The organism is Streptomyces avidinii (assembly GCF_014650695.1).
GTDB classification, from domain to species: domain Bacteria; phylum Actinomycetota; class Actinomycetes; order Streptomycetales; family Streptomycetaceae; genus Streptomyces; species Streptomyces avidinii.
The window spans coordinates 767320-793200 of sequence record NZ_BMVL01000002.1; the positions used below are offsets into that span (position 1 = coordinate 767320).

21 protein-coding genes are annotated in these 25881 nt (G+C 73.2%); 15 read left to right on the forward strand and 6 right to left on the reverse strand.

Going from position 1 to position 25881, the window contains the following annotated elements; genetic code table 11:
- Positions 1-3 precede the first annotated feature (3 nt).
- The 4 genes from IE257_RS07875 to IE257_RS07890 all read left to right on the forward strand — a co-directional run bounded on the left by IE257_RS07875 (position 4) and on the right by IE257_RS07890 (position 3125).
- Positions 4-888 (forward strand): NUDIX hydrolase, encoded by an 885-nt coding sequence (locus tag IE257_RS07875; RefSeq protein ID WP_189966008.1) that lies wholly within the window; start codon positions 4-6, stop codon positions 886-888.
- 40 nt (positions 889-928) lie between these two features.
- On the forward strand, positions 929-1525 hold the full coding sequence (locus IE257_RS07880) for an HD domain-containing protein (protein ID WP_229920186.1): 597 nt from the start codon (positions 929-931) through the stop codon (positions 1523-1525).
- Positions 1526-1572: 47 nt separating this feature from the next.
- A complete protein-coding gene (locus IE257_RS07885; protein ID WP_372452958.1) occupies positions 1573-2205 on the forward strand; it encodes a GNAT family N-acetyltransferase in 633 nt (210 codons plus the stop codon).
- Positions 2206-2321: 116 nt separating this feature from the next.
- Positions 2322-3125: a DUF6585 family protein gene (locus IE257_RS07890; RefSeq protein ID WP_189966009.1), complete on the forward strand. Its 804-nt coding sequence runs from the start codon at positions 2322-2324 to the stop codon at positions 3123-3125.
- A gap of 130 nt (positions 3126-3255) precedes the next feature.
- On the opposite strand, the gene IE257_RS07895 is transcribed toward IE257_RS07890, so the two are convergent.
- The 4 genes from IE257_RS07895 to IE257_RS07910 form a co-directional block, all read right to left on the reverse strand.
- Positions 3256-3717 (reverse strand): DUF7144 family membrane protein, encoded by a 462-nt coding sequence (locus IE257_RS07895; RefSeq protein WP_189966011.1) that lies wholly within the window; start codon positions 3715-3717, stop codon positions 3256-3258.
- Between the two features lie 219 nt (positions 3718-3936).
- Positions 3937-4134, reverse strand: coding sequence for a DUF8691 family protein (locus tag IE257_RS07900; protein WP_189966012.1), 198 nt, complete (start codon positions 4132-4134; stop codon positions 3937-3939).
- Positions 4135-4297: 163 nt separating this feature from the next.
- On the reverse strand, positions 4298-6976 hold the full coding sequence (locus IE257_RS07905) for a winged helix-turn-helix domain-containing protein (RefSeq protein ID WP_189966014.1): 2679 nt from the start codon (positions 6974-6976) through the stop codon (positions 4298-4300).
- A 15-nt stretch (positions 6977-6991) separates the two neighbouring features.
- A complete protein-coding gene (locus IE257_RS07910) occupies positions 6992-7729 on the reverse strand; it encodes a S1 RNA-binding domain-containing protein (RefSeq protein WP_189966016.1) in 738 nt (245 codons plus the stop codon).
- A 143-nt stretch (positions 7730-7872) separates the two neighbouring features.
- Here IE257_RS07910 and IE257_RS07915 point away from each other — a divergent pair, with 143 nt between their 5' ends.
- From IE257_RS07915 to IE257_RS07955, 9 genes are all read left to right on the forward strand, one after another.
- A complete protein-coding gene (locus IE257_RS07915; RefSeq protein ID WP_189966018.1) occupies positions 7873-8805 on the forward strand; it encodes an aminoglycoside phosphotransferase family protein in 933 nt (310 codons plus the stop codon).
- Positions 8806-9069: 264 nt separating this feature from the next.
- The gene (locus IE257_RS07920) at positions 9070-9759 is read left to right on the forward strand and encodes a response regulator transcription factor (RefSeq protein WP_189966020.1); all 690 of its coding nucleotides are present in this window, start codon (positions 9070-9072) and stop codon (positions 9757-9759) included.
- Positions 9756-11156 (forward strand): HAMP domain-containing sensor histidine kinase, encoded by a 1401-nt coding sequence (locus IE257_RS07925; RefSeq protein WP_189966022.1) that lies wholly within the window; start codon positions 9756-9758, stop codon positions 11154-11156. The genes IE257_RS07920 and IE257_RS07925 overlap by 4 nt, the downstream gene beginning before the upstream one ends.
- 87 nt (positions 11157-11243) lie before the next feature.
- The gene (locus tag IE257_RS07930; protein ID WP_189966024.1) at positions 11244-13493 is read left to right on the forward strand and encodes an MMPL family transporter; all 2250 of its coding nucleotides are present in this window, start codon (positions 11244-11246) and stop codon (positions 13491-13493) included.
- The gene (locus IE257_RS07935) at positions 13490-14212 is read left to right on the forward strand and encodes an LmeA family phospholipid-binding protein (RefSeq protein WP_189966026.1); all 723 of its coding nucleotides are present in this window, start codon (positions 13490-13492) and stop codon (positions 14210-14212) included. The genes IE257_RS07930 and IE257_RS07935 overlap by 4 nt, the downstream gene beginning before the upstream one ends.
- A 127-nt stretch (positions 14213-14339) precedes the next feature.
- Entirely contained in the window at positions 14340-15071 is a 732-nt protein-coding gene (locus tag IE257_RS07940) for a TetR-like C-terminal domain-containing protein (protein ID WP_189966028.1), read from the forward strand.
- A gap of 39 nt (positions 15072-15110) precedes the next feature.
- Positions 15111-16262: an MAB_1171c family putative transporter gene (locus IE257_RS07945; protein WP_189966030.1), complete on the forward strand. Its 1152-nt coding sequence runs from the start codon at positions 15111-15113 to the stop codon at positions 16260-16262.
- Positions 16263-16562: 300 nt separating this feature from the next.
- Positions 16563-17027, forward strand: coding sequence for a helix-turn-helix domain-containing protein (locus IE257_RS07950; RefSeq protein WP_189966032.1), 465 nt, complete (start codon positions 16563-16565; stop codon positions 17025-17027).
- The gene (locus IE257_RS07955) at positions 17024-17602 is read left to right on the forward strand and encodes a toxin (protein ID WP_189966034.1); all 579 of its coding nucleotides are present in this window, start codon (positions 17024-17026) and stop codon (positions 17600-17602) included. The genes IE257_RS07950 and IE257_RS07955 overlap by 4 nt, the downstream gene beginning before the upstream one ends.
- 16 nt (positions 17603-17618) lie before the next feature.
- Here the strand turns inward: IE257_RS07955 and IE257_RS07960 are convergent, their stop codons facing one another.
- A complete protein-coding gene (locus IE257_RS07960) occupies positions 17619-20933 on the reverse strand; it encodes an aminotransferase class I/II-fold pyridoxal phosphate-dependent enzyme (protein ID WP_189966036.1) in 3315 nt (1104 codons plus the stop codon).
- 20 nt (positions 20934-20953) lie between these two features.
- The gene (locus IE257_RS07965; RefSeq protein ID WP_189966038.1) at positions 20954-21895 is read right to left on the reverse strand and encodes an NAD-dependent epimerase/dehydratase family protein; all 942 of its coding nucleotides are present in this window, start codon (positions 21893-21895) and stop codon (positions 20954-20956) included.
- Between the two features lie 91 nt (positions 21896-21986).
- On the opposite strand from IE257_RS07965, the gene IE257_RS07970 reads away from it, so the two are divergent.
- Positions 21987-22934 (forward strand): cyclase family protein, encoded by a 948-nt coding sequence (locus tag IE257_RS07970; RefSeq protein WP_189966040.1) that lies wholly within the window; start codon positions 21987-21989, stop codon positions 22932-22934.
- A 111-nt stretch (positions 22935-23045) separates the two neighbouring features.
- On the forward strand, positions 23046-25796 hold the full coding sequence (locus tag IE257_RS07975) for a SpoIIE family protein phosphatase (protein WP_189966042.1): 2751 nt from the start codon (positions 23046-23048) through the stop codon (positions 25794-25796).
- Positions 25797-25881 lie beyond the last annotated feature (85 nt).

Below are 25881 nucleotides of genomic sequence, written 5' to 3' on the forward strand. Positions count from 1 at the left end.
CCCATGTCCACCACTTCCGCCGAACCGAACGGCACGGCCGCACTGCTGGTCAACCCGCGCGGCCAGTACCTGCTGCACCTGCGCGACGCCAACAAGCCGGAGATCTGCGACCCCGGGACGTGGAGCATCCCGGGCGGCGGGCGCGAGGGGGGCGAGACGGCGCACGAGGCGATCGTGCGGGAACTGAAGGAGGAGACGGGCCTGACGGTGCCGCTGGAGCCGTTCACCGTGGTCGACTGCACCAGCCCCGACGGCCTCGACAAGGGGCAGATCCAGGTCTACCTGGGCGCCTGGGACGGCGACGCCGACGGCCTCCCGCTCGGCGAAGGGATCATGCTCCGCTGGTTCGACGCGGCGACGACCGCGTACCTGACGATGTGTCCGTGGACACAGCAGGTCATCGACCTGCACCGGGCCGGGACGGCGGCGCCCGCCGCGGTCGCCGGCGGCCGGGCCTGCCCCAACGTCATCGGGGTCCACCTCTACCTGGAACGCGAGGGCCGGGTCCTGCTCGGGCTGCGGCATCCCGACTCGCCCTTCGGCGCCTCGCACCACCACTTCCTCGCCGGCCACTGCGAGCGTGAGTCCGCGATCGACTGCCTGATCCGCGAAGCCAGGGAGGAGGCCGGCCTGCGGATCGGGGCGGCGGACCTCGAACTCGTGCACACCGTGCACGTGGTGGACCCGCCGGGCTCCCGGCCGCGCATGCAACTGGTCTTCCGCGCACACCGATGGGAGGGAACGGAGGAGGTCCGCGAGCCGGACAAGTGCATCGGCTGGGACTGGTGGCCGACGGACGCACTGCCGCGGCCGATCGTGCCGTACGCCAAGGTGGCGATCGAGGGCATCCGAGCCGGCCGCCGCTACACGGAGCTGGGTTGGTCCTGACCCCGGGACCGGGGTCACCTGACGTCGGTAGCCTGAACGGGTGACCCCCTCGAACGCCCTGTCCCGGGCCCTGCGCGCTCCCGGCGATCCACCCCTGCGGCCGCTCCCGCCCCCGGTGGCGGATCTCCTCGGTTCCCTCGATGCACCGCCGCGACTGGCCGCCCACCTGCGGGCCGTCCACGACGTGGCGGTGCAACTGGTCGAGTGGATGGAGCAGCGGCACCCGGCGATCGCGGTCGACCGTGCGGCCGTGCTCTTCGGTGCGGCGACCCACGACATCGGCAAGACCGTGCACAAGGCCGAACTGTCCGGGCCCGGTTCCCTGCACGAGGAAGCGGGCCGGGAGCTGCTGCTGGCCCACGGGTTCGAGCCGGACCTGGCCCGCTTCGCCGGGACCCACGGCTCGTGGACGGGGCCCGGTGCGACGCTCGAAGACCTGCTGGTGAGCACGGCCGACAAGGTCTGGAAGAACAAACGCGTCCCGGAGCTGGAGGACCTGGTGGTCTCGCGCCTGGCGCGGGCCACGGGCGCAGAGCGCTGGGAGGCGTACCTCGCGCTCGACGACCTGCTCACGCGGATCGGCGGCGGGGCCGACGGCCGGCTCGCCTACCAGGCGTCCTTCCCGGTGCACGGGTAGGGCCGGGGCGCGGCGGGGGTACGGCAGGGGTGTGGCAGGATGCCCAGGTGATCATTTCCGCACCCATACCGCCCGTCGTTCCCGCCGGCCGCATGGCCGAGGCGGAACAGCCCGTACTCACGCTGCCCGGCGGGTGGGAGCTGCGCCCCTGGCAGCCCGGTGACGCCGGCGCCCTGCTGGCCGCGAGCCAGGACCCGGCGATCCGCCTGTGGAACCGTCTGGTGGTGAACTCCGCGGCCGAAGCGGTCGAGCGGATCGAGCGCATGCACCAGCGGTGGCAGGCCGAGCTCAGCGCGATATGGGCGATCGCCCGGCCGGGCGGCGAGGCGGCGGGCCTGATCGGCTGGGGCGACATCGATCTGGCGGGAGGCAGCGCCGAGCTCTTCTACTGGCTGCTGCCGGCGGCCCGCGGCGCAGGCGTTGCCGTCGAGGCGACCGAGCGGGTCAGCCGCTGGGCCCTCGACGAACTCGGCCTGCACCGGCTGCGGTTGTGCCACTCGGTGACCAACACGGCCTCCTGCCGCGTCGCGGACCGGGCCGGATACACCCTGGAAGGCACGATGCGCAGTGCCCTGCTGCACGCCGACGGATGGCACGACCAGCACCTGCACGCCCTGATCCAGACCCGGGCCGTCCCGTCCGGATCCTGCCGGGTGGCGGAGGGCTTGCCCGGGTGCTGATCGTGGTGTTGGCTGCTGGAGCCGTTCCCCGGCGCCGACCAGGAGTCGCCCGGTGAACTCCCGTTCGCCCAGGCGGCCTTGCGGGGTCCGCCGTGACCTTGAAGCCGAGGCCGCGCATGACCGTGCCGACGTCGCCCTCCCCTGCCGCGAACGCGCTGGCCACCCGCCACCGCCTGGGCAACCTGGAGCACACCTTCCGGCCCGAGAGCGAGGTCGGGGTCCAGGAGAAGTACCGGATCTGGTTCATCGTCGGCTCCCTGGTCGGCATAGCCGCACTGCTGGTCAGTGGCGTCCTGTTATGGGTGAAGGTGCACTGGGGGGTCGCGATATTCCCCCTGTGGATCGGCGTGCTGGCCGCCTGGGCGGTGAGCCAGAGCCCGCTGTTCCGCAGCCGCCTGGCGGCCAGGCGGCTGCACCTGTACGAACACGGGCTGGTCGTGAACACGAGCGGCAGCGGACTGTTCGCGGCGCGCTGGGAGCGGGTGGTGCTCTACCAGGAGACCGTCCAGGAGGTGATCGACTACAAGGGCACGCGGACGCCGGTCAGGAGCGCGCACGTCTCCCGGCTCGTCGCACCGGGCGGGTCGAAGGCCCGGATCACGGACGTCTACGCGGGCTCGCACACCTGGGGTCCGCTGATCGCGGAGGCCGTCGCCCGCGCCCAGGTGGAGAAGGTGTGGAAGCTGGTCCGGGAGGGCGGGACGGTCGGCTTCGGCCCGTACAAGCTGTCCGGCCCCGGCGTCACGAACGCCTCCGGTGAGGTGCTGCCGTGGCGGGACGTGAGCGAAGTGGCCGTGCGCGGAGGCATGGTCTGTGTCTGGCGGTCCGGCCGGACGAAGGCCTGGGCGGCGCCCAAGGCCGAGCAGGTGCCGAACGTGCTCGTGTTCCTGACCATCGCGGACAACCTCCGCCGCCGGTAGGCCGGGCCGGTTCCGCCATCCGGTCGCCGTCCGAGCGCATCCGACGGCCACTCACCGTGATGCCCGCCCGCACGGCACATGCCGCGGCACCCGACCCGTTGCCGGATCGGGTGCCGCGGCTGCCCTCTCGTCATTCGGTGGAGTGCGTCCAGCTCGTGCACAGCGCCCAGATGATGAAGACGTCGATCGCGATGATGATGATCGACCACCAGGGCTGGTACGGCAGCCACATGAAGTTGAGGATCACGCTGATCCCGGCGAGTGCGATACCCGCGCCCCGCGCCAGGTTCGATCCGGCGAACAGGCCCACTCCGGTGAGGACGACGATGATTCCGACGATGAGATGGATCCATCCCCACGCCGTCAGGTCGAACTCGAAGACGTAGCTTCCGATCCGGGCGTAGACGTCGTCCTTGGCGATGGCCGCGATGCCCTGGAAGATCGAGAGGCAACCGACCACCAGGAGGAGGACCGCGGCGAACATCGTGCCCACGTTCCCCGTGCCCTGGCTGTCGTCACCCGAGAACGTCGGAGTGTTGCCCGGCGCAGGGCCGGTGTTCCAGTTTCCCCCGGTCGGTGTCGGCTGGCCCATGGAATTCACCTCACAGTTGGCGATACAGCGCAGGACCGTCCTGCTCCGGCTCGTCGGTCACAGGCTTCGGCGCCCACATCGCAGTGTCGTCGGGCGGCCCGGTCCCTGTGATCACCCGAAGCGGGTGGTCTTCACCGGTCTCCCGGTCCGGGTCCGGCTCCGGCTCCGGCTCCGGCTCCAGCCCCGGCTCCCGCTCCCGCTCCCGCTCCCGCGCCGGCCTCATGCGGGCAGCCGGCGCATTTCGAGCACCCGCAGGCCGAGGGACTGGAAGCGGGTGAGGAGCCCGTACAGGTGCGCCTCGTCGGCCACGCTGCCGAACAGGAGCGTCTGCTCCGGTACCGGGATCCGGTCGAGCTCGGGAAAGCCGGCGGCGAGTGTGTCCGGCACGACCCCCGAGATGCGGAATTCGTAGCGCATGAGAGCCCTCACTCCTCTCGGAACGAAGGCGTCGGGTGCTGGGGCTGCGGAGGGGACCCGGCCCGCTCCCGGCCTTCACCCGCCATCGTCGGTGCGCGCCGGACGCCCGGCATCGCCCGGTACGGGCGAAAGAGCGGTCACCCCGCCCGCCCTTGCACCCGGCTCAGAGCATCCCGAGGTCCTGCGCCCGGTGGACGGCGTCGCTGCGCCGAGTGACGCAGAGCTTGCGGTAGATGCTCTTCAGGTGGGTCTTGACCGTGTTGGCCGACAGGAACAGCTCGGCCGCGATCTCCTCGGTGGACAGCATTTCCGCGGCCTTGCACAGCACCTCGACCTCGCGCGCGGTCAACGGCTCCACCACCGGTGGCTGCCCGTCGGCCCGCGGGGCACTCGCCGTACGGTCCGGGGCGGCAGGGGTCAGCCACGCGTTCAGGCGGGCCGACTGCGGATCCCGGTCCAGGATCCGGCGCACCCAGGGACCGCTCTCGACGAACATCCGGCGCAGCTCCTCGGGGCGGGCGAGCGCCAGCGCCTCGGCCAGCCGCCGCCGCGCCTGCGCGAGGTCGCCGTCCGCCTCGGCGAGCTGCGCCCGGAGCAGACTCGCGTGGGCCCGTACCGGCGCGGCGACGCCGTCCTCCCCCGCCTCCGGTACGCCCGCCAGCGCCTGCGCCGCGGCCGGTCCCCGGCCCAGTGCCAGCAGGGCGCGGGCGCGGGCCACCGCGAGCTCCGGCCCGTCGGCGGCCGGAGCGTCCAGGAGCCGGAGGGCCGCCTCGGCATCGCCGCGTGCCAGGTGCACGGCCGACTCGGCCACGGCCAGCTCGGCCACCGCCCGGTCGGACAGTCGCTCCGGGGCCACCGCGCGCAGCGCGGCGAGCGCCGCGTCCCCGTCGCCCTCCGCCAACGCGGTCCGGGCGCCGATGACGGCGGCCCGGGCGGTGGTCGCGGGATCCGGGCGCAGTCCCGTCGCCGCGGCCGCCAGGTCGAGGTGACAGCGCGCGGCCGCCAGGTCGTCCTGCTCGACGGCCACGCCCGCCAGGACGAGGTGGTCGACACCGGCCCTCCGACCGGGCGGAAGGGCGGACCGCTCGGCCACGGCGAGGCTGGCGCGGGCGTGGTCGGTCGCCCGCCGCAACCGGCCCTGCAGCAGTGCGACCAGGGCCAGCGAGCCGAGTGCGTCGCAGAGCGGGTATTCCGTTCCGTCGTGCTGCGTTCCGGCGTCCTGCGTTCCGGGGTGTTCCGCGCCCGGCGGCCCGCAGGCGGCCACGGCCACCGTCAGCGTGGTCTCGGCCCGGTCCAGGTGTCCGGCACCGAGCTCGGCGGCGCCGAGATGCGCCGCCAGCAGTGCCCGGAGCTCGGGGCGCTCGGCGAGCAGGGGCGGCGGCAGCTCCCCCAGCAGCCGGTCGGCGTCGCCGGCCGCCCGTTCGGTGGCCGTCAGGTCGCCGGCCGCGCGCCCGGCGAGTACGCCGAGGAAGGCGCGGCCGAGGTGCGCCGCCGGACCGCAGGAGTCCGTCAGGGCGGCGTCCGCCCGCCGCAGCGCGGCCTCGCACCCGGAAAGGTCCTGTGCGGCCAGTCGGCAGGCCCCCGCGACCAGGGCGGGCGCCGCCCCTGCCGTCCCCGGCGGCATCCCGGCGAACGCCCGGCCCAGCTGGTCCGCCTCCAGGCCGGTGAGGAGGCGGCCGAGGGCCAGGTTGTCGACCAGTTGCGCGGCCGCGAACGGCCAGTCCCCGGCGGCCGCGCCCTGCAGCACGGCCTCCGTCAGCCGCCCGGTGCGGGCGAGCCAGCGCGCCGCCCGCCCGTGCAGCCGGGGTTCGAGACCGGGGCAGCGCTGCCGCAGGTGCGCGCGCAGGACCTCGGCGAACAGCGGGTGCAGCCGGTACCAGGCCGAGGCGTCGATCTGTTCGAGGAACGCGTTGTCGCGCGCCAGCCCGGCCAGGGTCCGTGCGCCGTCCTCCCGGCCGGTCAGCGCGTCCGCGAGGTCGGGGTGGACGCGGTCGGTCACGCAGACCCTCAGCAGCAGGTCCTGGGTGGGCGGCGGCTGGGCGTCGAGCACCTCGGTCAGGAGATATCCGGCGATCGTGGTGCGGTCGGCCGCGAACTGGCGGAGGAACGTTTCCGGGTCGGCGCTGCGCTGCATCGCCAGCGCGCACAGGCGCACCCCTGCCGCCCATCCCTCGGTCCGCTCCATCAGTCGTCGGATTCCGGCCTGTGAGATGTCGAGTCGGTGCTCGCCCAGCAGGGCCTCGGCGTCCTCGTGGGTGAATCTGAGGTCGGCGTGCCGGATCTCCACGATCTCGCCCGCAGCGCGGTAGCGGTGCAGGGGCAGCAGGGGGTCCGATCTGCTGGTGAGCACGATGCGCAGGCCCCCGGCCGCGTGCCGGAGGACAAAGTCCAGCGCCTCGGCCGTCGCGGGTGGCTGGGCGGTGTCGAACTGGTCGAGCACGAGAACCGCGGGCTGCGGGGAGCCGGCCAGCCCGTCCGCCAGGCGCACCAGGAACGACCGGGTGACCCCTTCGGCCCGGGTGGGCCTGCCCACCTCGGAGGGCAGCGTCACCCCGCCGCGGTGCAGGGCCTCCAGGACGTACGCCCAGAAGGCTCCGGGGGCGTCGTCGGGCTCGACGGTGAGCCACATCGGGGGACGCTGCGCGCGGCGGTCGGCCGCCCAGTGGGCGGTGAGGACCGTCTTGCCCGATCCGGCCGGTCCGTTGATGAGGGTGAGCGGTCCGCCCGCCCCGGCCGCCAGGCGCCCCAGCAGCTCGGACCGGTGGACCAGCAGCTCGGGCACGGCGGGGGGCGTGAACCTGGCCGTGAGCAGGGGGTCACCGGTGGGGGCCCGGTGGTCCATGGAGGTCACCGGGGTTCACGCGGGAGTACGGACTGCGATGATCGGTCCACGCTCCCCACTGAACCGGTGATCGGTGGTGATCACCACTCGTGTCACCCGGTCCGGGGGAGGTGCGGGGGCCCGGCGGATGCTCGGCCGTCCAGCGCGAGGCCGATGCGGCGGCGCCGGAGGCCCATGTCGAGGAGGGTGGCGCGTGCCTCGACCCACCCGCTCCCGATCCCGGTCGACGTCGAGCACCTCGGCGCGGATCCGCCGGCCGATCGGGGCCACCTCGTCCAGGTCCTCGAAGTACTCCCAGGACGTCTCGGGGACGCGCAGGAAGCCCAGGGACCCCCCGCGCCCCTGGTCGGGATCCAGGTCCAGGTCCACGCAGACGCCGACGTCGTGCAGCCCGCTCGCGACCGTGCCGGTCACCACGTCCCCGATCCGCGGCGAGCCGAGCAGGGTCCGCCGCTCGTCGGCCGGGGTGCGGTCGGTGCGCCGGCGCGCCCGTACGATGCCGTCGGCGTCCGGCAGTACGCCTGCGAGCAGGGGGCGACGATCGGCCGGTGCCGGCGGGACCAGTCCGGCTCGGCGGCCCGCCCCGGCCCTGATCATCGGGTAGGCGTGATCGGTGCGGCCCATCCACGGCTCGGCGATGCGCGCCCCGGGGATGCTCCCGTCGGGCTGCTGCTGGACCAGCAGCGCGAGCCGTTCCGCGCGCAGGACGGCGGCGCGGACCGCCTCGATGTCCTCGGTCGGGTCCGGCCACACCGCCGGTACGGAACGGCCCCGGCCGGGGTGAGCCGGTAGGTGAAGGGTGCCATGTCAGCGGCCCCGGCGGCTCGAAGTCGCCCTGGGGGCGGGTCGTGTGCGGACGGGGGTAGGGGTCATGCGGCCCGGCGTAGGGTACCGGGATGATCGGGACACCAGAGGCTTTCACTCGGAGCACCGTCGAGCGCGAGGGAGCGGCCGGAGCCGCGTGGATCGCCGAACTGCCGCGGATCGTCGAGGAGTTGCTGACGCGCTGGGAGTGCGTACCGGACGGCGAGGTCATGCACGGCGGGGTCGGGATCATCGTTCCGGTGATGCGGCCGGCCAAAGGCTCCGCGGTGCTGAAGGTGTCCTTCCCGCATCCTGGCAACGTCCACGAACCGGACGCCTTCGAGGCGTGGGGCGGGCGCGGGGCCGTCCTGCTGCACGAGCGCGACGACGAGCGCTTCGCGATGCTGCTGGAGCGGGTCCGTACGTCGACGCTGGCGGAGGTCGAGGACGGTGACGAGGTGGTGCGGGTGGCGGGGCGGCTCAGCCGGCGGCTGGCGGTACCCGCGCCCGCGGGTCTGCCCCGGCTGCAGGAGCAGGCCGACGCCTGGGAGGCGCACCTGGAGCGCGACGCCGCGGAGTTGACGCACGCGCTGCCCCGGTACGTGGTGGACGCGGCGGTGGCGACCGTACGCGAGCTGGGCCGCACCCAACCGGACGTCCTGATCCATGGTGACCTCCACGCCCGGAACATCCTGCGGGCGGACCGCGAACCGTGGCTCGCGGTCGACCCCAAGGGCCACGTGGGCGACCCCGCCTACGACGGCGGCACCCTGCTCAAGTCGCGTGCGCTGTCCCTCCTTGCGGCCGAGGACCTGGGCAGGGCGGTCGACCGCACGTTGGACGTCTTCGTCGAGGCTGCGGAACTCGATCGCGAACGCGTCCGGCGCTGGGCCCAACTGCACGCCGTGCAGGCCGCGTTCTGGGGCCGTCGGCATGGATTCCGCGTCGCCCGCAGCGGCCCGCTGCTCGATGCGGTCACGCAGTTCGCCGACCGTCTCGCGCAGGTTCTGACGCGGCCGGCCTGAGCGCGGCCCGCGGCGGGAGTGCACAGGGCCCGGCAGCGCCCGCGGGCCGGCCGGTGGACGAGGTACGGCGGGCCGATGACCGCCGCCATGAGGTGATCGAACGCGGGAGCGGGAACCGGTCGAGGTCGCACTTCGGGCACATCCCTGTGGCCCGGCACGCCGTCGGCGCATTGTTCGGGTCGTGTACGGATGGCGGCGCGCCCGCCGGAAGGGCCGCGCGGCGCGGTTAGCATCGGTGCTGCCAACCGCGCGTGAGAGGCAGTGATGACGCAGTCCAAGGGCCTCGTGCTGATCGTCGAGGACGAGCGCCACATCTCCGACGTGCAGCGGCTCTATCTGTCGCGGGACGGCTTCGGTGTCCACGTCGAGGCCGACGGGAGCGCGGGGCTCGCAGCTGCGCGGCGCATGCACCCGGTGGCGATCGTCCTGGACATCGGCCTGCCCGGCCTGGACGGCATCGCCTTCTGCCGGGCCCTGCGGGACGCCGGCGACTGGACACCCGTCCTGCTGGTCACCGCGCGGGGCGAGGAGGCCGACCGGATCCTCGGCCTCGAACTCGGCGCGGACGACTACCTGACCAAGCCCTTCTCGCCGCGCGAGCTGGTCGCCCGGGTCAAGACCGTACTGCGCCGGGCGGCCGGCCCGCCCGGTCCGCCGCCGCCCGGGTCCGCCGGCCGGCTCAGCGTGGACCCCGTCAGCCGCACCGTGCGCCGCGACGGCGAGCCGGTCGAGCTCACCGCCACCGAGTTCAACCTGCTCGCCCACCTCCTGCGGCACGCGGGGCAGGTCTTCACCCGCGAGCGGCTGCTCGCCCAGGTGTGGGGGTACGCCGGCTACCGCGACACCCGCATGGTCGACGTCTTCGTCTCGCAGGTGCGCGCCAAGCTCGGCGACGCGAGCCCGATCCGTACGGTCCGCGGCGTCGGGTACAGCGCGACGGCCCCCGGCCCGTGAACGCACTGCGGCCCGTGAACGGCGCCCGGCGCGGCTCCCTCGCGCGCAAGATCGTGGTGCTGACCACGGTGGTCGCGGCGCTCGCGGTGGCGCTCACCGGGCTGATCGCCTGGCAGACCGCCGCGCACGGCGCGGAGCAGCGCGAGCGCGACCGACTGACGCGGCAGGCAACCGTCCTCAGCCGCCTGCCGGTCCTGTCCGAGGCGCTCTTCAACGGCGCCCAGGTCCTGGGGGGTCCGGACGGGGTGCAGCTCGCGGTCATCGCCGCCGACGGCACGGTGAGCGGAACCGCGAGCCCCGCCGTCGACCGGACGTCCACATCCGCCCTGCTGGCGGGGAGGCCGGTCTCCACCACCGGCATCCTGGGCGGCCGGGACGTCCTGCTGGTCGGGCAGCCCGGTGTACGGGGCGGCGCGGTCGTCCTGACCGAGCCGAAAACGGTGGTCACCGAGAACACGAACCAGATCCGCCTCAACGTGATCGCGCCACTGGTCTTCGGCATGCTCGGCGCTGCCCTGGCCGGCGCGCTCCTCGCCCGCCGCATCGCCCGTCCGCTCGTGACGGCCGCGCAGATCGCACACCGGCTCGCCGACGGCGAACGCGGCGTACCGGCCCCGGTCGACGGCCCCCGGGAGACCGCGGACATCGGGCGCGCCCTCAATGTGCTGGACGAGGCGCTGGCCCGCAGCGAGAACCGGCAGAGGGAGTTCCTGCTGTCCGTCTCCCACGACCTGCGCACCCCGCTGACCGCGCTCCAGGGTTACGCAGAGGCACTCGCGGACGGGCTGATCGAGCCGGACAGGGTAGCCGAGGTCGGCGGCATCCTGGCCGACGAGTCCCGTCGACTGGACCGCTTCCTGGGGGATCTGCTGGACCTCGCGCGGCTGGAGGCCGACGACTTCCGCCTCGACGTGGCCCCGGCCGACCTGTGCGCGGTGCTCTCCGAGGCCGCGGCGTTCTGGACCGGTCTGTGCGCCCGCCACGGCGTCGATCTCCGGCTGGAGCGGCCCGCCGGGCCGGTGGTCGTCGCCACCGATGCCTTCCGGGTCCGGCAGCTGATCGACGGCCTGGTGCAGAACGCGCTACGGGTCACGCCCGAGGGCGCGCCCCTGGTCCTCGCCGTCCGCGCGGCCGCCACGGGCGGCGGGGCCGAGCTGCAGGTCCGCGACGGTGGGCCCGGCCTCACCGACGACGACGTACGGATCGCCTTCGACCACGGCGCCCTGCACGAGCGCTACCGGGGCAGCCGCCCGGTCGGCAGCGGCCTGGGGCTGGCCATCGCGCACCGGCTGGCCCTTCGGCTCGGCGCCGCCATCGGCGTCGAGGGGCACGGCCCCGAGGGCGGCGCGAGCTTCACCGTCGCCCTCCCGTCGGCGGCCGCTGCCCGGGCCCGGTGAGCGCGCCGATTCCGGTGCGGCCGCTCCCGTACATTCCCCGAACCATGCGCCCACGGCCCCCTTACACACACCGGCCACAGTGGCCCCATGAACACTGAATCGGCCGAGGGGCCGGGGCTCCTCCACCGGAGCGGGCGCCGGTGCGCCCGGCACGCCTGGCGGGTCGTCGCGCTGTGGGTGCTGGCACTGGTCGGCCTGGGGCTGGCCAACCACACCTGGGGCGGCACCTTCGCGGACAGCTTCTCCCTGCCCGGTACCAGTACCCAGACCGGTGCCGACCTGCTGGCGGCCCACACCACCGGCTCGGGCGGCACGGCCTCCGCCATCGTGATCAGGTCCGGCGAGGGCGCGGTCACCGATCACCGGGCGGCCGTCGACGCGACCGTCGCCGGCCTGGGCGGGCTGACCGATGTCCTGTCGGTCGCCGACCCGTTCACCACACCCGGGGCGCTCTCCGCGGACGGACGGACCGCCCAGGTGACCGTCCGCTTCGACGGCAATCCGGCGAGCTTCGACCCCTCCTACCTCACCGGGGTCGACACCGCCGTCGAGCCGCTGCGCGCCGACGACCTCACCGTCGAGTACGGGGCCCCGCTCGGGCAGCTGGCCACGCCCAAGTCCGCCGACCGCGCCTCGGAGGCCATCGGGCTCGCCGTCGCCGTACTCGTGCTGCTGATCGGCTTCGGCAGCGTCGCCGCCACCGGTCTGCCGCTGCTGACCGCGGTGATCGGCCTGTCCGTCAGCCTCGCCGGACTCGGGCTGCTCGCCGGGCACTTCGACTTCGCGCAGGCCGCCCCCACCCTGGCCACCATGATGGGCCTCGGTGTCGGCATCGACTACGCCCTCTTCCTGGCCACGCGCTACCGGGCCCTGCTGCACGCAGGATCCGAACCCGCCGAGGCGGTCGGGCGTACCGTCGCCACCAGCGGCCGCTCCGTGCTGGTCGCCGCCGCCACCGTGGCCATGGCCCTGGGCGGGCTCTGCGCCTCCGGCGTGGGCTTCATCGGTGCCCTCGGGGTCGCCGCCGGGATCGGTGTCCTGGTGGCCGCCGCCGCGTCCGTGACGCTGACGCCCGCCCTGCTGGGTCTGCTCGGCCACCGGATCGACCGCCTCCACGTACGCCGGCCGGTCGCCGAGCCCACCGGCGAGGCGGACGTCTGGCACCGCTGGGCCGTCCGGGTCAGCCGGCGCCCATGGCTCTTCCTGGTCAGCGGTCTTCTGGTGCTCGGAGTCCTCGCCGTCCCGGTCGCGTCGATGCAGCTCGGCCACGTCGATGCCGGAGCCCAGTCCACCGGCAGGACCGACCGCCGCGCGTACGACCTGGTCACCGAAGGTTTCGGCCCCGGCGCCAACGGCCCGCTCACCGTCGTCACCCATCTCGACAGCAGCCGGGTCGCGAGCGAGAGCCTGCGCCAGGACCTCGCCGGCTCGCTCCGGCAGGAACTGGCCGCCGTACCGGGCGTCGCCTCCGTCACTCCCCCGGTCTCCAGCCCGGACCACGCCCTGCTCGTGACCACGGTCATACCCGCCACCGGCCCGCAGGAGCGGGCCACCGCCGACCTGATCCACACCCTGCAGGACAAGACGCTGCCGCAGGCTCTGTCGGGTACCGGAGCCACCGGCTACCTCACCGGAACGACCGCCGCCGCGCAGACCTTCACCGACACCCTGGCGGCCGAACTGCCCCTGATCATCGCCGTGGTGGTGGCCGCCGCCTTCCTGCTGCTGCTCACCGTCTTCCGCAGCCTGCTGGTGGCGCTCAAGGCCGCCGTGCTCAACCTCTTCTCCATCGCCGCCGCCTACGGCGTGGTCGTCGCCGTCTTCCAATGGGGCTGGGGCGGCGCGCTGTTCGGCGTCACCGAGAAGGTGCCCGTCGAGTCCTACGTACCGATGATGATGTTCGCGATCGTCTTCGGACTCTCCATGGACTACGAGGTCTTCCTGCTCTCCCGGATCCGCGAGACCTGGCTGCAGTACGAGGACAACCACCTGGCCGTCGCCACCGGCCTCGCCGCCACCGCCCGCGTCATCACCTGCGCGGCGCTGATCATGACCAGCGTCTTCCTGGCCTTCCTGCTGTCCACGAACGTCGCCGTGAAAATGCTCGCGCTGGGCCTCGGCGTCAGCGTCGTCATCGACGCCACCGTGGTCCGCCTGCTGCTCGTACCGGCTTCCATGTACCTCTTCGGGCGCGCCAATTGGTGGCTCCCCGGCCGGCTCGACCGACTGCTTCCGCACCTCGACGCGGAAGGACCCGCCGCCGGGCCGGACGCCCCTGCCGCACCGGCCCCCGCATCGGATCTCGCCCCCGCACAGGCCCGAGGAGAACGTCGATGAAGGGCAACCCGCCGAAGAGCCGGGTGGCCGCCCTGCGCCGGCATCCGGTCCTCACGGTCGCGGCCGCCGTGCTCCTGCCGGCCCTCTCCGCCACCGGCGTGGCCGAATACACGGTCCGCGGCATCATCCGCAACCGCGTCGAGCAAGCGGCTCCGGGCCTCGGCGACGACGTGGCGGTCGGTGTCGCCGGCGGCTCGGCCCTGTGGGACCTCGCGCACGAGAACATCCACCGACTGGACATCAGCAGCGACGAGGCACGGGTCGGCCGGCTCTCCCATGTCCGCGTCCGGGCCCGGCTGGACGACGTCCGTCTCGGCGACACGACGACCGTCGGCGGCTCCGAGGTCCGGGTGACCGTCCCGGCGCAGTCCCTCTCCGCCGCGATCCGCGACGCCGTGCCGTCCGTGGCGGTGGGCCCGGTCACCACCGACCCGGCGAAGGGCACGGTCCTCGCGGAGGTCGGCCCCGGCGGCGTCGGCCGCCTCGCGCTGCGCCCCGTACTCGCCGACGGCAGGGTCACCCTCGCCGTCGACGGACTCACCCTGTTCGGCCGCTCCGTCCCCACCGACCGTCTCGGAATCGGCGAGGGCGGCCTCGGACCGCGCTCGGGCGCACCGGAGGAGTACCCGCTCGGGCTGGCCGCCACCTCTGCGGAGGTCCGGCCGGACGGGCTGCACATCGCCCTGGCGGGCGGTCCCAGCACGCTGTCCGACACCTGACGCCGCCCGGTCGACCGCATTCGCCCGGAACGTTCCGTACCCGCCCGGTGGCCGGATCCCTGCGCATGGCCAGGGGGTTCCGGCGTCCGCACACACGGCCCCGGTTGCCGGCGGGTACGGTTCCCGCATGGACGTTTCCGCAATCAGTTCGAACGACGACGAGGACATCACGCCCGCGGTGGTGATCAAGGACATCGCGCGTCACCAGCTGGTGAAGCTGGGCGCCTCGGGGCTCTCCCTGGAGGCCGTGTCCCGTGACAGCGGTATCCCCGTCGCCGATGTCGAAGCCGTCTTCCCCCACCGCGACGATCTGCTGACCGCCCTGGTCATCGACGCCTACGACGCGTCGGCCGAGGCGATGGAGCAGGCCGACGCGGCCGCCGTCGGGGCGGGCGCGTCCGGCGGTGCCCGGCTCCTCGCGGTCACCCGCGCACTGCGGCAGTGGTCCTTCGACAACACCGCCGAGTTCACCCTGATCTACGGTTCGCCCGTGCCGGACTACCACGCCCCCCAGGACACGGTGCCGTCCGCCTCGCGCACCCCCGCGGTCCTCGCCGGCATCGTGCGCGCGGCGCTGGAGGCCGGCGAACTCGCCCCGCCGCGGCGGGCGGTGCCCGGTCCGCCGCTGCTCCTGCCGGAAGCCACGCTCCTGTTCGGCGGCGTGCCCGAGGCTCCGTTCTCGGACATCATCGAGCGCGGCATCGTGCTGTGGAGCAACCTGATCGGCCTGCTGGTCTTCCAGGTCTTCAGCCGTACCCACGACAGCGTCCGCGACGAGGTCGCGTTCTTCGACTACGCCATCGCCGTGGCGGCCGAGAGCATCGGGCTCGAGGTCCCCCTCGCCGAGAAGACCGACTGAACCGTCCGCCCCCACGCGGCACCGGCAGGAATCCAGGACGTGAACACCACCAGAACCCTCTGCTTCGTCATCGCGGCGCTCTCCTCGTACGCGGCGCTCGTCTACCGGCTGTGCCAGGCGCGGCGCAGCTGGAAGGACGGCGCGTACCGCACGCTGATAGCCACCCTGTTGCTCCAGTGCCTCACCTTCACCATGGGTGCCCTGGCCATGGGCGGCGGGCCCCTGCTGGGAGTCGGCAACCTCGCCGTCCTCCTCATGCACCTGTCGGCGGTCGCCTTCTGCGTCAGCGCGCAGATCATCCTGCTGCGATGGGCCGCGGCGGACGAGGTGGCCGTACGCAAGACGCGCTACTGGCTGATCACCGGCATCGCCCTCGACGTGCTGCTGGCGGCCCTCTTCTTCCTCGCCGACGGCACCGCCCGGCCGGCCTCGGACTTCGACGGCACCAGCGAGCCGCTGCTCCTCACCTATCTCCTGGCCTTCATCGTCTCCCAGGCGATTCCGTGCGTCACCATCTACCTCCAGTGCGGGCCGTACGCGCGGATGACCGACAACGCCTCGCTGCGCCAGGCCCTGCGGCTGCTCTCGGTGACCGCGGTGGTCCTCTTCCTCTACTGCCTGGCCAGGACGGTCAACATCCTCACGGCGGCGGGCGGGGTGGACATCGGAGCCTGGAAGGTCGCCGCCTCGGTCTTCAGCGCCGCGGGGATCGTCATGCTCTCGCTGAGCCTGACCAACTCCTCGTGGGGCCCCGGGGCGACCCGGCTCCTGGAGTGGGCGCGCACGTACCGGTCGTACCGGGCGCTCTACCCGCTCTGGCGGGACCTGTACGAATCCTCCCCGGACATCGCCCTGGAGCCGCCCGGCGCGTCGGTCTCCGACCTCGACTACCGGCTGCACCGCCGGGTCGTCGAAATACGGGACGGATGGCGGGACTTGCGTCCGTACATCGACCGCACCACCAACGGGGGGTGCGATCCGGACAAGGAGGCGAGCGCGGAACTGCGGCAGGCGTTCACCGAAGCGGCACAGATCAAGCAGGCCTTGCAGGCAAAACTGACCGACACCGTCCCCCAGGACAACAAGGACGCCGGCGATTTCGACGACCGCGACACGAACAACTTCGCGGCAGAGCTCGCATGGCTCACCAAAGTGGCAGCCGCCTACAGTAAGCTCGGCAAGGCGAGTTGAGAACTCCCGCCCGGTTTGCATCCCCCGTCAAACCGGGCGGGTATCCCCGTTTCCCCCGTTGTTGCTTGCGGCCGGACGGGTGGCTCCCGCCCGGACTGGCCCGGCCCATCCCCCGAGGGCCGGGCCAGTCCGATGTCACCGGCAACCAACTTGGCGTCCCCCGTGAGCCAAGTTAGCTGCCAGCTATCGGCCGGACCCCACGGTGGCCGAGTCCTGGTCAATTGTCAACTGGCCGCTAATCTGTGAAACTGGCGTATAGCTGAGAGCTAAACCGAGGAGGGGACGGGAGGAAGGTTCACCATGACCGGGACCGACAAGGGCACCGAGAGCGGGAGTGACGAACGTCCCCTGCTCGCGAAGCGCCTCGACGACCTGTTCAAGACGGTCCGCCCCAAGGGCAAGCACTGGACCAACGCCGAGGTCGCCGACGAGCTGAAGCGCGCCAACCCCGAGCTCAAGGTCGGGGGCGTGTACCTGTCGCAGTTGCGCACGGGGAAGCGCGCCAACCCGTCACCGGACCTGCTCTCCGCCCTGGCCCGCTTCTTCGGCGTCTCGGTCGCCTACTTCTTCGACGACAAGGTCGCCGAGTCCGTGCTCGGGGAGCTCGCCGCCATCGAGGCGTTGCGGCAGTCCGGGGTCCGCGCCGTCGCGATGCGGGCGGCCGGGATGAAGAAGGAGAACCTCCAGGCCATCACGGCCATCATGGACCAGTACCGGCAGATGCAGGGCCTGCCGCCCGTCGCCGACCCCTCCGAGTCGGGATGAGGGGCGCCCGGAAGGAACGGTCGGCCGACCACGACCGCCGCAGCCGGCTCAAGAAGCTCCGCAAGGCCGGCGCGCAGCGGATCGCCGAGCTCGGCCTGCCGCAGGTGACCGACGTGGCCGAGCTGTGCCGCCACCTCGGTGAGGCGCGCGACCGTCCGATCACGCTGGTCCCGATGCAGATGCCCTCGTCCCATCCGTGCGGCATGTGGGTCGCCGCACGCGACGAGGACCTCATCTTCTACGACGCCAACACCACCGGCGCGCATCAGGAGCACATCATCTTGCACGAGCTGGGCCACATCATCTGCTGCCACCGCGGCGCAGGCGGGCTGGACGAGGCGGCCGCGCGCCTGCTCTTCCCCAACCTCGACCCCGAACTCGTACGCGACATGCTCCTGCGCGCGACCTACGACGACGTCCAGGAGCAGGAGGCGGAGATCATCGCCTATCTCCTGTCCCAGCGGATGGGAGACGCCGAGCAGCGGCACCCCGCGGAGACGGCCGCGGAGCCCGGCGAGGACGGCAATCCCGCCCGGAGCGCCACGCTGAGCCGCATCGAACGGACCCTGATCTGACGTGGACGTGGACCTCTTAGGAGGCGGACACCTCCTCGGCCAGGATCGACACGGCCCGTCGGAGGTCGTCCTCGCAGTGCTCGCTGGTGACGAAGAAGCGCAGCCGTGTCAGCCCCTCCGCCACCGCGGGGTGGAAGATGGGGTCGGCAATCACTCCCCGCGCGAACAGCGCGTCCGCGACCCGCAGGGTCCTCGCCGAGTCGCCGAGGATGCAGGGCACGATCGGGGTGTCGGCGCTGGCGCCCGTCGCGAGACCGGCTTCGGCGGCGAGGCCGAGGAAGAGCTCGGAGTTGCGCCTGAGCGCGCGCACCCGCTGCGGCTCCGCGGTGAGCAGCTCGGTGGCGGCCAGCGCCGCGGCCGCGTTGGCCGGGGTCAGACCGACGCTGTAGACGAAGCCGGGCAGGGTGTGCCGCAGCCAGCGCACCATCCGCGCCGAGCCACCGAGGTAGCCGCCGCAGCTGGCGAAGGCCTTGGAGAGGGTGCCCATCCACAGGTCCACGTCGGACCGCTCGACGCCGAAGAACTCACCGACGCCCCGCCCGCGTTCGCCCACGGTGCCGATGCTGTGCGCCTCGTCGACCAGCAGCAGGGCGCCGTAGCGCTTCTTCAGCTCGATCACGGCGGGCAGCTCGACGAGGTCGCCGTCCATGCTGTAGGCGCCCTCGACGGCGATCAGTACCCGCCGGAACCGGGACCTGTTGATCCGCAGCATGTGCTCAAGCTGCCCCATGTCGTTGTGGGCGAAGGGGCGTCGGGCCGCACCGGACAGGGCGCAGCCCTGGAGGATGCTGTCGTGGGCCAGGGAGTCGTGCAGGACGAGGTCGCCCGCGCCGACGAGGTGTCCGATCGCGGTGACGTTGGTGGCATGGCCGCTCACCAGGGTCAGGCAGTCCCCCACGCCGAGGAACTGCGCCAGTGCCCGCTCAAGTTCGACGGTGAGCTCCCGTTCGCCGGAGAGGACCCGGCTCGCCGAGACCGAGGTTCCGTATCGGTCCACCGCTCTGTGGACGGCTTCGTTGACCGCCGGATGGCCCGAGAGCCCGAGGTAGTTGTAGCTGCCGAAGGACAGGCAGGCGCGGCCGCCGATGACGGTCGTGTCGCGGATGTTGCCCTCGTGGACCCGGAAGTACGGGTTCTGCGCGCCGCTGTCGGTGATCCAGCCCAGGCGCTGCTCCAGCTCGCCCACCTCGGGAAACGCGTCGACACTGGCCGTCCCCGCGTCCCATTCGGCGATCGGCGGGCGGACGGCCGGTTCGGTGGGGGCCACTGTCCGCGGCCGGTCCGGATCGAGCGCTTCGATCAGCCGGCCGACGGTGAGTTCGCGGGAGAACAGTTCCCCGGCCCGGGCGCCGGGTATCCGCTTGCCGATGTTGACCTCGAGCTCCTGGAGCATCAGGGAGTCGAAGCCGAGGTCGTCCACCAGGAGCATCTGCTCGCTCAGCTCGGAGAGCGGGAAGACACCGGTCCGGGAGACCTCTTCGAGCACGACGGGGGCTACGGATACGGCGGGTGCGGACGCGCCGTCGGGCCGCGGCACGGCGGGTGCCGCAACGGCCTCGTGGGCGGGGAGGTCGCGCGCCGAGTCGTCGACGACCCAGTGGCGGCGCGGTGCGAGCGGACTCGGCGGCAGGGTGCACGGGGGCGTCCGCAGCGTCGCGGGCCGGGGCACCGGGCCGGTGCCGGGATGCGCCGCGAGCCCTTCGGTACGGCCCGCCGCGGTCAGCCGGGCGATGGCGTCGGCCGTGTCCCGCGCCACGACGCGGAGGTGTTCCGTGAGGGGCGCGCGGCGGGCGAGCGTATCGGCCACCGCGGCCAGCCGGGGCCGGTCCGCGGCGAGGGTCTCCGCCAACTCCCGTGCGTAGCGGGCCAGTCCGGTCCGGTCGCGCGCGCTGAGGAGGAGTACCTGCGGCCCGTCCTCGGGTGCGGCGGGGGCCGCCGGGGCCGTGGTGCACTCCTCGACCACCAGGTGGACACCGGTGCCACCGAAGCCGAAGGCGCTCACGCCGGCGCGGCGGGGCCCTCCGCGCTCCGGCCACGGGGTCGGCGCCGTCGGGACGGTCAGGCGGGCGGCGTCGAGCGCGGAGCGGTCGGACAGACCGCCCTCGCTCTGCGGCTGCGGGGGTATCACGCCCCGTTGCACGGCCAGGACCGATTTGATGAGCCCGGCGATCCCCGCGGAGTTCAGCGAGTGCCCGACCACCGCCTTCACGGCGCCGAGGTAGGCGGGTTCGGCCGCCTCACCGCGCAGTTCGCGCAGGACCCCGAGCTCGACGGGGTCGCCGACCGTGGTCCCGGTGCCGTGCGCCTCCAGGTAGCCCACCGCGTCCGGGGCCAGGCCCGCGTCGCGGTAGGCCCGGCGCAGCGTACGGAGCTGGCCGGCCGCCTGGGGGTGCATCCCGCCCTGCACGGTCCCGTCGTTGGCCGTTCCGACGCCCCGGATCACCGCGTAGACCCGGTCGCCGGCCGCCAGCGCGTCGGCCAGGGGCCGCAGCACCAGGACCCCGGCGCCCTCGCCGAGGACGAAGCCGTCGGCCTCCGCACCGAAGGGCAGGCAGCGGCCGCTGCGCGAGATGGCGCCGATCCGGCAGAGCCCCACCAGCAGGTCGGGGGTGAGGACCAGTTGGGCACCGCCGGCGAGGGCGATGCGGGAGCGGCCCGCACGCAGTGCGTGCACGGCGTTCGCCACGGCCATGAGTCCGCCCGAGCAGGCGGAGTCCAGCGCGTAGCTCTCGCCGTGCAGGTCGAAGACCGAGCTGATCGTGTTCGGCCCCATGTTGAGCAGCAGCCCGGCCACCGAGGTGCCGTTGAGCCCGTCGACCCCCCGGACCGTCTCCAGCAGGCGGGGGTGGGCGGCCCGCGCCCCGAACTCGCCCCCGGCCAGCTGGCGCATCCGGATCTGCATGGTGCTGAGTTCGCGGTAGCCGCCCTCGGTGAGCGCCGTGATCACCGAGGTCTCCTCGCGGTCGAAGCCGTCGGCTTCCCACCCCGCGTCCTGGATCGCCTCACGGGCGAGGTCGATCAGCAGCCGGGCCTGCGGGTCCATCGCCCGGGCCCGGCGCGGCGGGATGCCGTAGTGCGCCGCGTCGAAGTGGCCCACGTCCGGCAGCAGCGCCATGGTGTCCGTGTACGCCGAGGAAGTGTCACGGAAGTCGTCGCTGAGGAAGGACGCGGTGCGCCACCGCGAGTCCGGGATCCTCGAGAACTGCGCCTGCGGGGCCGTCAGGAGCCGCCAGTACTGATTCACATCGCGCGCCCCCGGGAACCGGCACGCCATCCCCACGACGGCGATGTCCGCGCGCCGCGTTCCCGTCGGGTCCTCTATGTGGTCCATCCCTGTCCTGTCGCCCAAGGTCATGCGTCGGTCGTCAGTCGCTCGCGCCACCAGTCCACGGTCGCCTCGACCTGTTCGTCGACGGGGGTGGGCCGCGCCGCGAAGGCAGTCTCGTAGGCACTCGAATCGACGACGAACGGTCGGTCGAACTGGTAGCGGACTTCCTTCAGTTCGCGGATCAGCGGAGAGAAGAGGGCGGCCACGCCGACCACGCCCGACGGGAGCCTGCGCACGGCGACCGGTCCCGTTCCCGCCTCGGCGGCCAGCCGGTCGACCATCTCCCTGACGGACAGCGCTCCTTGCGTCGGTACGTGCCAGGCCCGCCCCCAGGCCCGCTCGTCGCCCGCGGCCTCGGCCAGCGTCCGGGCCACATCGGGAAGGTACGTCCAGCTGTGCGGCGCGTCCGGATCCCCCAGCGTGGTGACCTGCTTGCCGCGCAGCAGCGGCGGCAGGACCCGGCCGGCCAGGTGGCCGCCGTCGGTGACGCCGGGTCCGAAGAAGTCCGAGGCGCGCACCTCGACGGCTCGGATCCGGCCCTGCGCGTGCAGGCTCCGGGCCTGCTCCCAGACCGCGGCGCGCACCTGGCCCTTGGGACCGGTCGCGGCGAGCGGCAGCTCCTCGGTCAGCGGGCCGTCCACCGGGCCGTAGCCGTAGAGGTTGCCGAGCATGACCAGTACTGCCCCGGTCGCCTCCGCCGCGGCGCAGAGCGATGCTGCCAGCGGCGGCCATTCGCTCGTCCAGCGGTGGTAGGGCGGTGCGGCGCAGCCGTGCAGGGCGGCCGCGCCCTGGACGACCGCCGTCAGCCGCTCCGCGTCCGTCGCGTCCAGCGCGACGTGTTCGATTCCGGGTTCCGGGCTTCGGCCCGATCTGGTGATGACCTTTACGGTATGGCCCTGTTCGGCGAGGAGCCGGGCAGTGGCGGCGCCCGCGGGTCCAAATCCTATGACGACTTGAAAGCTCACGGACGCACACTAGCGCGAGCGTCCGGCGCTCCAGGTCCGGGTGATCGCCTACCGGCCAGCGCGGAGACGCGATCGGCCGGACACTGGCCCCATGGGCATCCACGCCACCGGCGCTCCCGGCAACGGGCCCGCCGTCTCCCGCCGGGAGTTCGACGCGCTGTTCGAGTCGGTCCGTACGTGGGGCCGGTGGGCCGCGGCCGACCGGGGCGCCTGGAACCGGGTGACGGCGGACCATGTCCGCAGGGCCACCGCCACGGTGCGCTCGGGGACGACCGTACCGATGGCGCGGCCCTGGGACACCCGCCCCGGCCCGGACAACGCCAGACCGGCGCTGCATTTCATGTCCGACCTCGGCGACGTGGAGGCTGCGGAACCGTCCGTGCACAAGGACTTCCTCGGCGCGGACTACCACGGCAAGGCAGTGACCCATCTCGACGCGCTGTCACACGTGGCCTACGGAGGGCAACTGTACGACGGTCGGGCGGCGCGTGAGACGGTCGGTGCGGCAGGGGCCCGGTTCGGCTCCGTGTCGGCGCTCGGCCCCCTGGTCACCCGGGGCGTACTGATCGACCTGCCCGCCGTCCTCGGCGTCGAATGGCTCGAACCGGGCCGTGCGGTGCACGCATGGGACCTGCTCGCCGCAGAGGAGGCGCTCGGTGTGACGGTGGGGGACGGGGACGCGGTGCTGCTGCGTTCCGGGGCCTTGCGCCGGCGCCGGGAACGGGGACCCTGGAGCCCCGACGAGGCGAGTGCGGGCTGGCACGTGGACGCCCTGCCGCTGCTGGCCGAGCGCGCCGTCGCGCTGCTCGGCGGCGACGGGGACAGCGACGTGCGGCCTTCGCCGGTCGAGGGGGTGCACTCCCCCGTCCACACCCTCGCGGTGACGGCGATGGGAGTGCCGCTGCTGGACAACCTCGACCTCGAACCGCTGTCCGCGGTCTGCGCCGAAGCGGGCCGGTACGCGTTCCTGCTCGTCGTGGCACCGCTGAACGTTCCCGGCGGCACGGGCTCGCCCGTCAATCCCGTCGCGGTCCTGTGACGGCCGGGCCCGCCGGCCGGGTTCCCTCCTGCTCACCCGCTCATCGCCGAAATGTGAGGAATATACTCAATCTGGCGACCGAGGGTGCTCCGGCGAGGGGAAGTGATGCACATGGGGGTCGTCGGAGACCGCATCGGCCCCGTGCGTTCCCGTGACCGATTCCTGCAGGGTGAATCAGTCGAGGGGAGCGTGCGGAGTCCGATCCTGAGCTCCTGGCAGCGCAGCCGCCTGCTGGGACTGTCGCCGGACCAGTCCGAGCTCCCCTTCAAGGAGGACGTCGACCCGGACGCCGCACTGCTGCGCGCCGCCGGGCCGGTGCTCGACCGCCTTCAGGTCATCTTCGCGGGCAGCCGGACCAACATCTCCCTCGCCGACGGTCACGGCGTGGTGCTCGCGCGCCGCTTCGGCGAGAAGTCCATGGTCGGACAGCTCCCTCCGATCCAGATCGTCCCCGGGTTCGTCTTCGCCGAGCAGTTCGCCGGGACGAACGGCATCGGCCTCACCCTCGCGGAGCGACGCCTGTGCCAGGTCTACGGCGCCGAGCACTTCGCCGAGCGGTCCCAGGCGAGCGCCTGCACCGCGATCCCCCTGCGCGACCAGCTCAGCGGGCACATCGAGGGCGTCCTGTGCCTCGGGTATCCGTACACCGAGGCGGACCCGGCACTGATCCCCGTGGTGCGCAAGGCGGCCGAAGCCATCGAACGGCGGCTGATGGACCAGAGTTCGGCGCGCGAGCGCGGTCTACTGCAGGCCTACCTCGACGCCGCGAGCCTGGCCCGGACCAGCGGGTACGGCTTCGACGGGCACCCCGTCGGCATGGCCGAGTTCCTCCAGAGCGAGCTGGAGCAGAGCGATCAGACGACCCTCAAGGAGAGGGCCACCGAACTGATGTCCGCGGACCGCCGGGCCGTCGCCGAGGTGCCCCTGTCCCGCGGCAGGTGGGTCACGCTCGTCAGCCGCCCCGTGACGAGCGCCTCCGGGGTGGAGGGCGTCGTGGTCGAGGCGCTGCTCCCCGAGGACGCGGAACGGCACGCCCCCGCGCCGACCCACCACCCGGCCGCCGCGCCGCCCGCCACGCCGCCCGGACTCCGTACCCGCGCCGCCCCCGCGCCGGCCGGTGATCAGGGCGCCCGCGGCGGGGTCAGGGGGCTGGTGCTGGTGGGCGAGCCCGAAGTGGGCAAGTACGCGGTCGCGGCGCGGCGCCGACTGGAGCTGCTGGCCGAGGCCAGCAACTGTATCGGCACCACCCTGGACGTGAGCCGTACCGCATGGGAGCTCGCCGAGACGGCCGTCCCGAGACTGGCCGATTTCGTCACCATCGACCTGCCCGAGGCCGTGCTGCGGGGCGAGGAGTCCCCCCACCCCACCACCGAGATGCACCGAACGGTGGTCCACGGCATCCGCGAGGACTGCCCCTTCTATCCGGTGGGCGAGCAGGTCAGCCTGCGGCCCACCACGCCCCACATGCGCTGCATCGCCACCCGGCAGCCGGTGCTGGAACCGGATCTCAAGGCCGCCTTCGGCTGGCTCGCTCAGGATCCCGACCACGCCGAGCTGCTGCTCGCGCACAACATCCACTCCCTCATCACCGTCCCCCTGCTCGCCCGCGGCGCCATCCTGGGCGTGGCGAGCTTCTACCGATCGCAGGACCCCGCCCCGTACGGCGACGACGACCGCTCGCTGGCCCAGGAGCTCGCCGCCCGCGCCTCCCTCTGCATCGACAACGCCCGCCGCTACACCCGCGAACACACCCTCGCCCTGTCCCTGCAGCGCAGCCTGCTCCCGCGCGGCCTCCCCGAGCAGAGCGCCGTCGAAGTGGCCCACCGCTATCTGCCCGCCGAGTCGGGAGTGGGCGGCGACTGGTTCGACGTCATCCCGCTGTCCGGCACCCGGGTCGCCCTCCTCGTCGGCGACGTCGTCGGCCATGGGCTGCACGCCGCCGCAACCATGGGCCGACTGCGCACCGCCGCCCGCAACTTCGCCGAGCTCGAACTCGCCCCCGACGAGCTCCTGACCCATCTCGACAACCTGATGGTGCGCCTCGACCGGGAGGAGGGCGGCGACGGCCCCGACTCCGCCAGCACCGGCATCGTCGGCGCCACCTGCCTGTACGCCGTCTACGACCCCACCTCCCAGCAGTGCACCATGGCGCGCGCCGGCCACCCTCCGCCCGCACTGGTCCGGCCCGACGGCAGCGTGTCCCTGCTGGACCTGCCCGCCGGTCCCCCGCTCGGCCTCGGCGGTCTGCCCTTCGAGTCGGTCGAGATCCGGCTGCCCGAGCACAGCCAGCTCGTCCTCTACACCGACGGGCTGATCGAGGACCGCCATCGCGACATCGACGTGGCCCTCGATGCCCTGAACCGGGCCCTGGCCCACCCGGACCGCGCCCCCGAGGAGACCTGCCGGGCGGTTATCGACGCCGTGGCGCCGGAGCACCCCGCCGACGACATCGCACTCCTCGTCGCCCGCACCAACGCCCTGCCCGCGGACCGGATCGCCACCTGGGACATGGCCGCGGATCCGGCCCTCGTCTCCGAGATCCGCGGGGCCTGCGTCAGCCAGTTGAGCCGGTGGGGGCTGGAGGAGTCCGCCTTCGCCACGGAACTGCTGCTCAGCGAGCTGGTCACGAACGCGGTCCGGTACGGGACGGCGCCCATCCGGGTCCGCCTCATCCACGACCGCAATCTGATCTGCGAGGTGCACGACGCCAGCAGCAGCGCCCCGCGCATGCGGCAGTCGGCCACCACCGACGAGGGCGGGCGCGGCCTGTTCCTCGTCGCGCAGCTCGCCCAGGCGTGGGGCACCCGCTACACCGCCGACGGCAAGGTCATCTGGGCCGAGTGCTCCCTGGCGGCGGCATGATCCCCGGCCGCTGCGCCATTGGGGTCACAGGGTGCGGCGCCATGCCGGGGACGGACCGTCAGGTCCCCGTAGAGTGCCCCGTACC

Coding starts and splice junctions, on each gene's coding strand:
- IE257_RS07875 (WP_189966008.1), top strand. CDS start 4: ATGTCCACCACTTCCGCCGAACCGAACGGCACGGCCGCACTGCTGGTC.
- IE257_RS07890 (WP_189966009.1), top strand. CDS start 2,322: ATGACCGTGCCGACGTCGCCCTCCCCTGCCGCGAACGCGCTGGCCACC.
- IE257_RS07895 (WP_189966011.1), bottom strand. CDS start 3,717: ATGGGCCAGCCGACACCGACCGGGGGAAACTGGAACACCGGCCCTGCG.
- IE257_RS07900 (WP_189966012.1), bottom strand. CDS start 4,134: ATGCGCTACGAATTCCGCATCTCGGGGGTCGTGCCGGACACACTCGCC.
- IE257_RS07905 (WP_189966014.1), bottom strand. CDS start 6,976: ATGGACCACCGGGCCCCCACCGGTGACCCCCTGCTCACGGCCAGGTTC.
- IE257_RS07915 (WP_189966018.1), top strand. CDS start 7,873: ATGATCGGGACACCAGAGGCTTTCACTCGGAGCACCGTCGAGCGCGAG.
- IE257_RS07920 (WP_189966020.1), top strand. CDS start 9,070: ATGACGCAGTCCAAGGGCCTCGTGCTGATCGTCGAGGACGAGCGCCAC.
- IE257_RS07930 (WP_189966024.1), top strand. CDS start 11,244: ATGAACACTGAATCGGCCGAGGGGCCGGGGCTCCTCCACCGGAGCGGG.
- IE257_RS07935 (WP_189966026.1), top strand. CDS start 13,490: ATGAAGGGCAACCCGCCGAAGAGCCGGGTGGCCGCCCTGCGCCGGCAT.
- IE257_RS07940 (WP_189966028.1), top strand. CDS start 14,340: ATGGACGTTTCCGCAATCAGTTCGAACGACGACGAGGACATCACGCCC.
- IE257_RS07950 (WP_189966032.1), top strand. CDS start 16,563: ATGACCGGGACCGACAAGGGCACCGAGAGCGGGAGTGACGAACGTCCC.
- IE257_RS07955 (WP_189966034.1), top strand. CDS start 17,024: ATGAGGGGCGCCCGGAAGGAACGGTCGGCCGACCACGACCGCCGCAGC.
- IE257_RS07960 (WP_189966036.1), bottom strand. CDS start 20,933: ATGGACCACATAGAGGACCCGACGGGAACGCGGCGCGCGGACATCGCC.
- IE257_RS07970 (WP_189966040.1), top strand. CDS start 21,987: ATGGGCATCCACGCCACCGGCGCTCCCGGCAACGGGCCCGCCGTCTCC.
- IE257_RS07975 (WP_189966042.1), top strand. CDS start 23,046: ATGGGGGTCGTCGGAGACCGCATCGGCCCCGTGCGTTCCCGTGACCGA.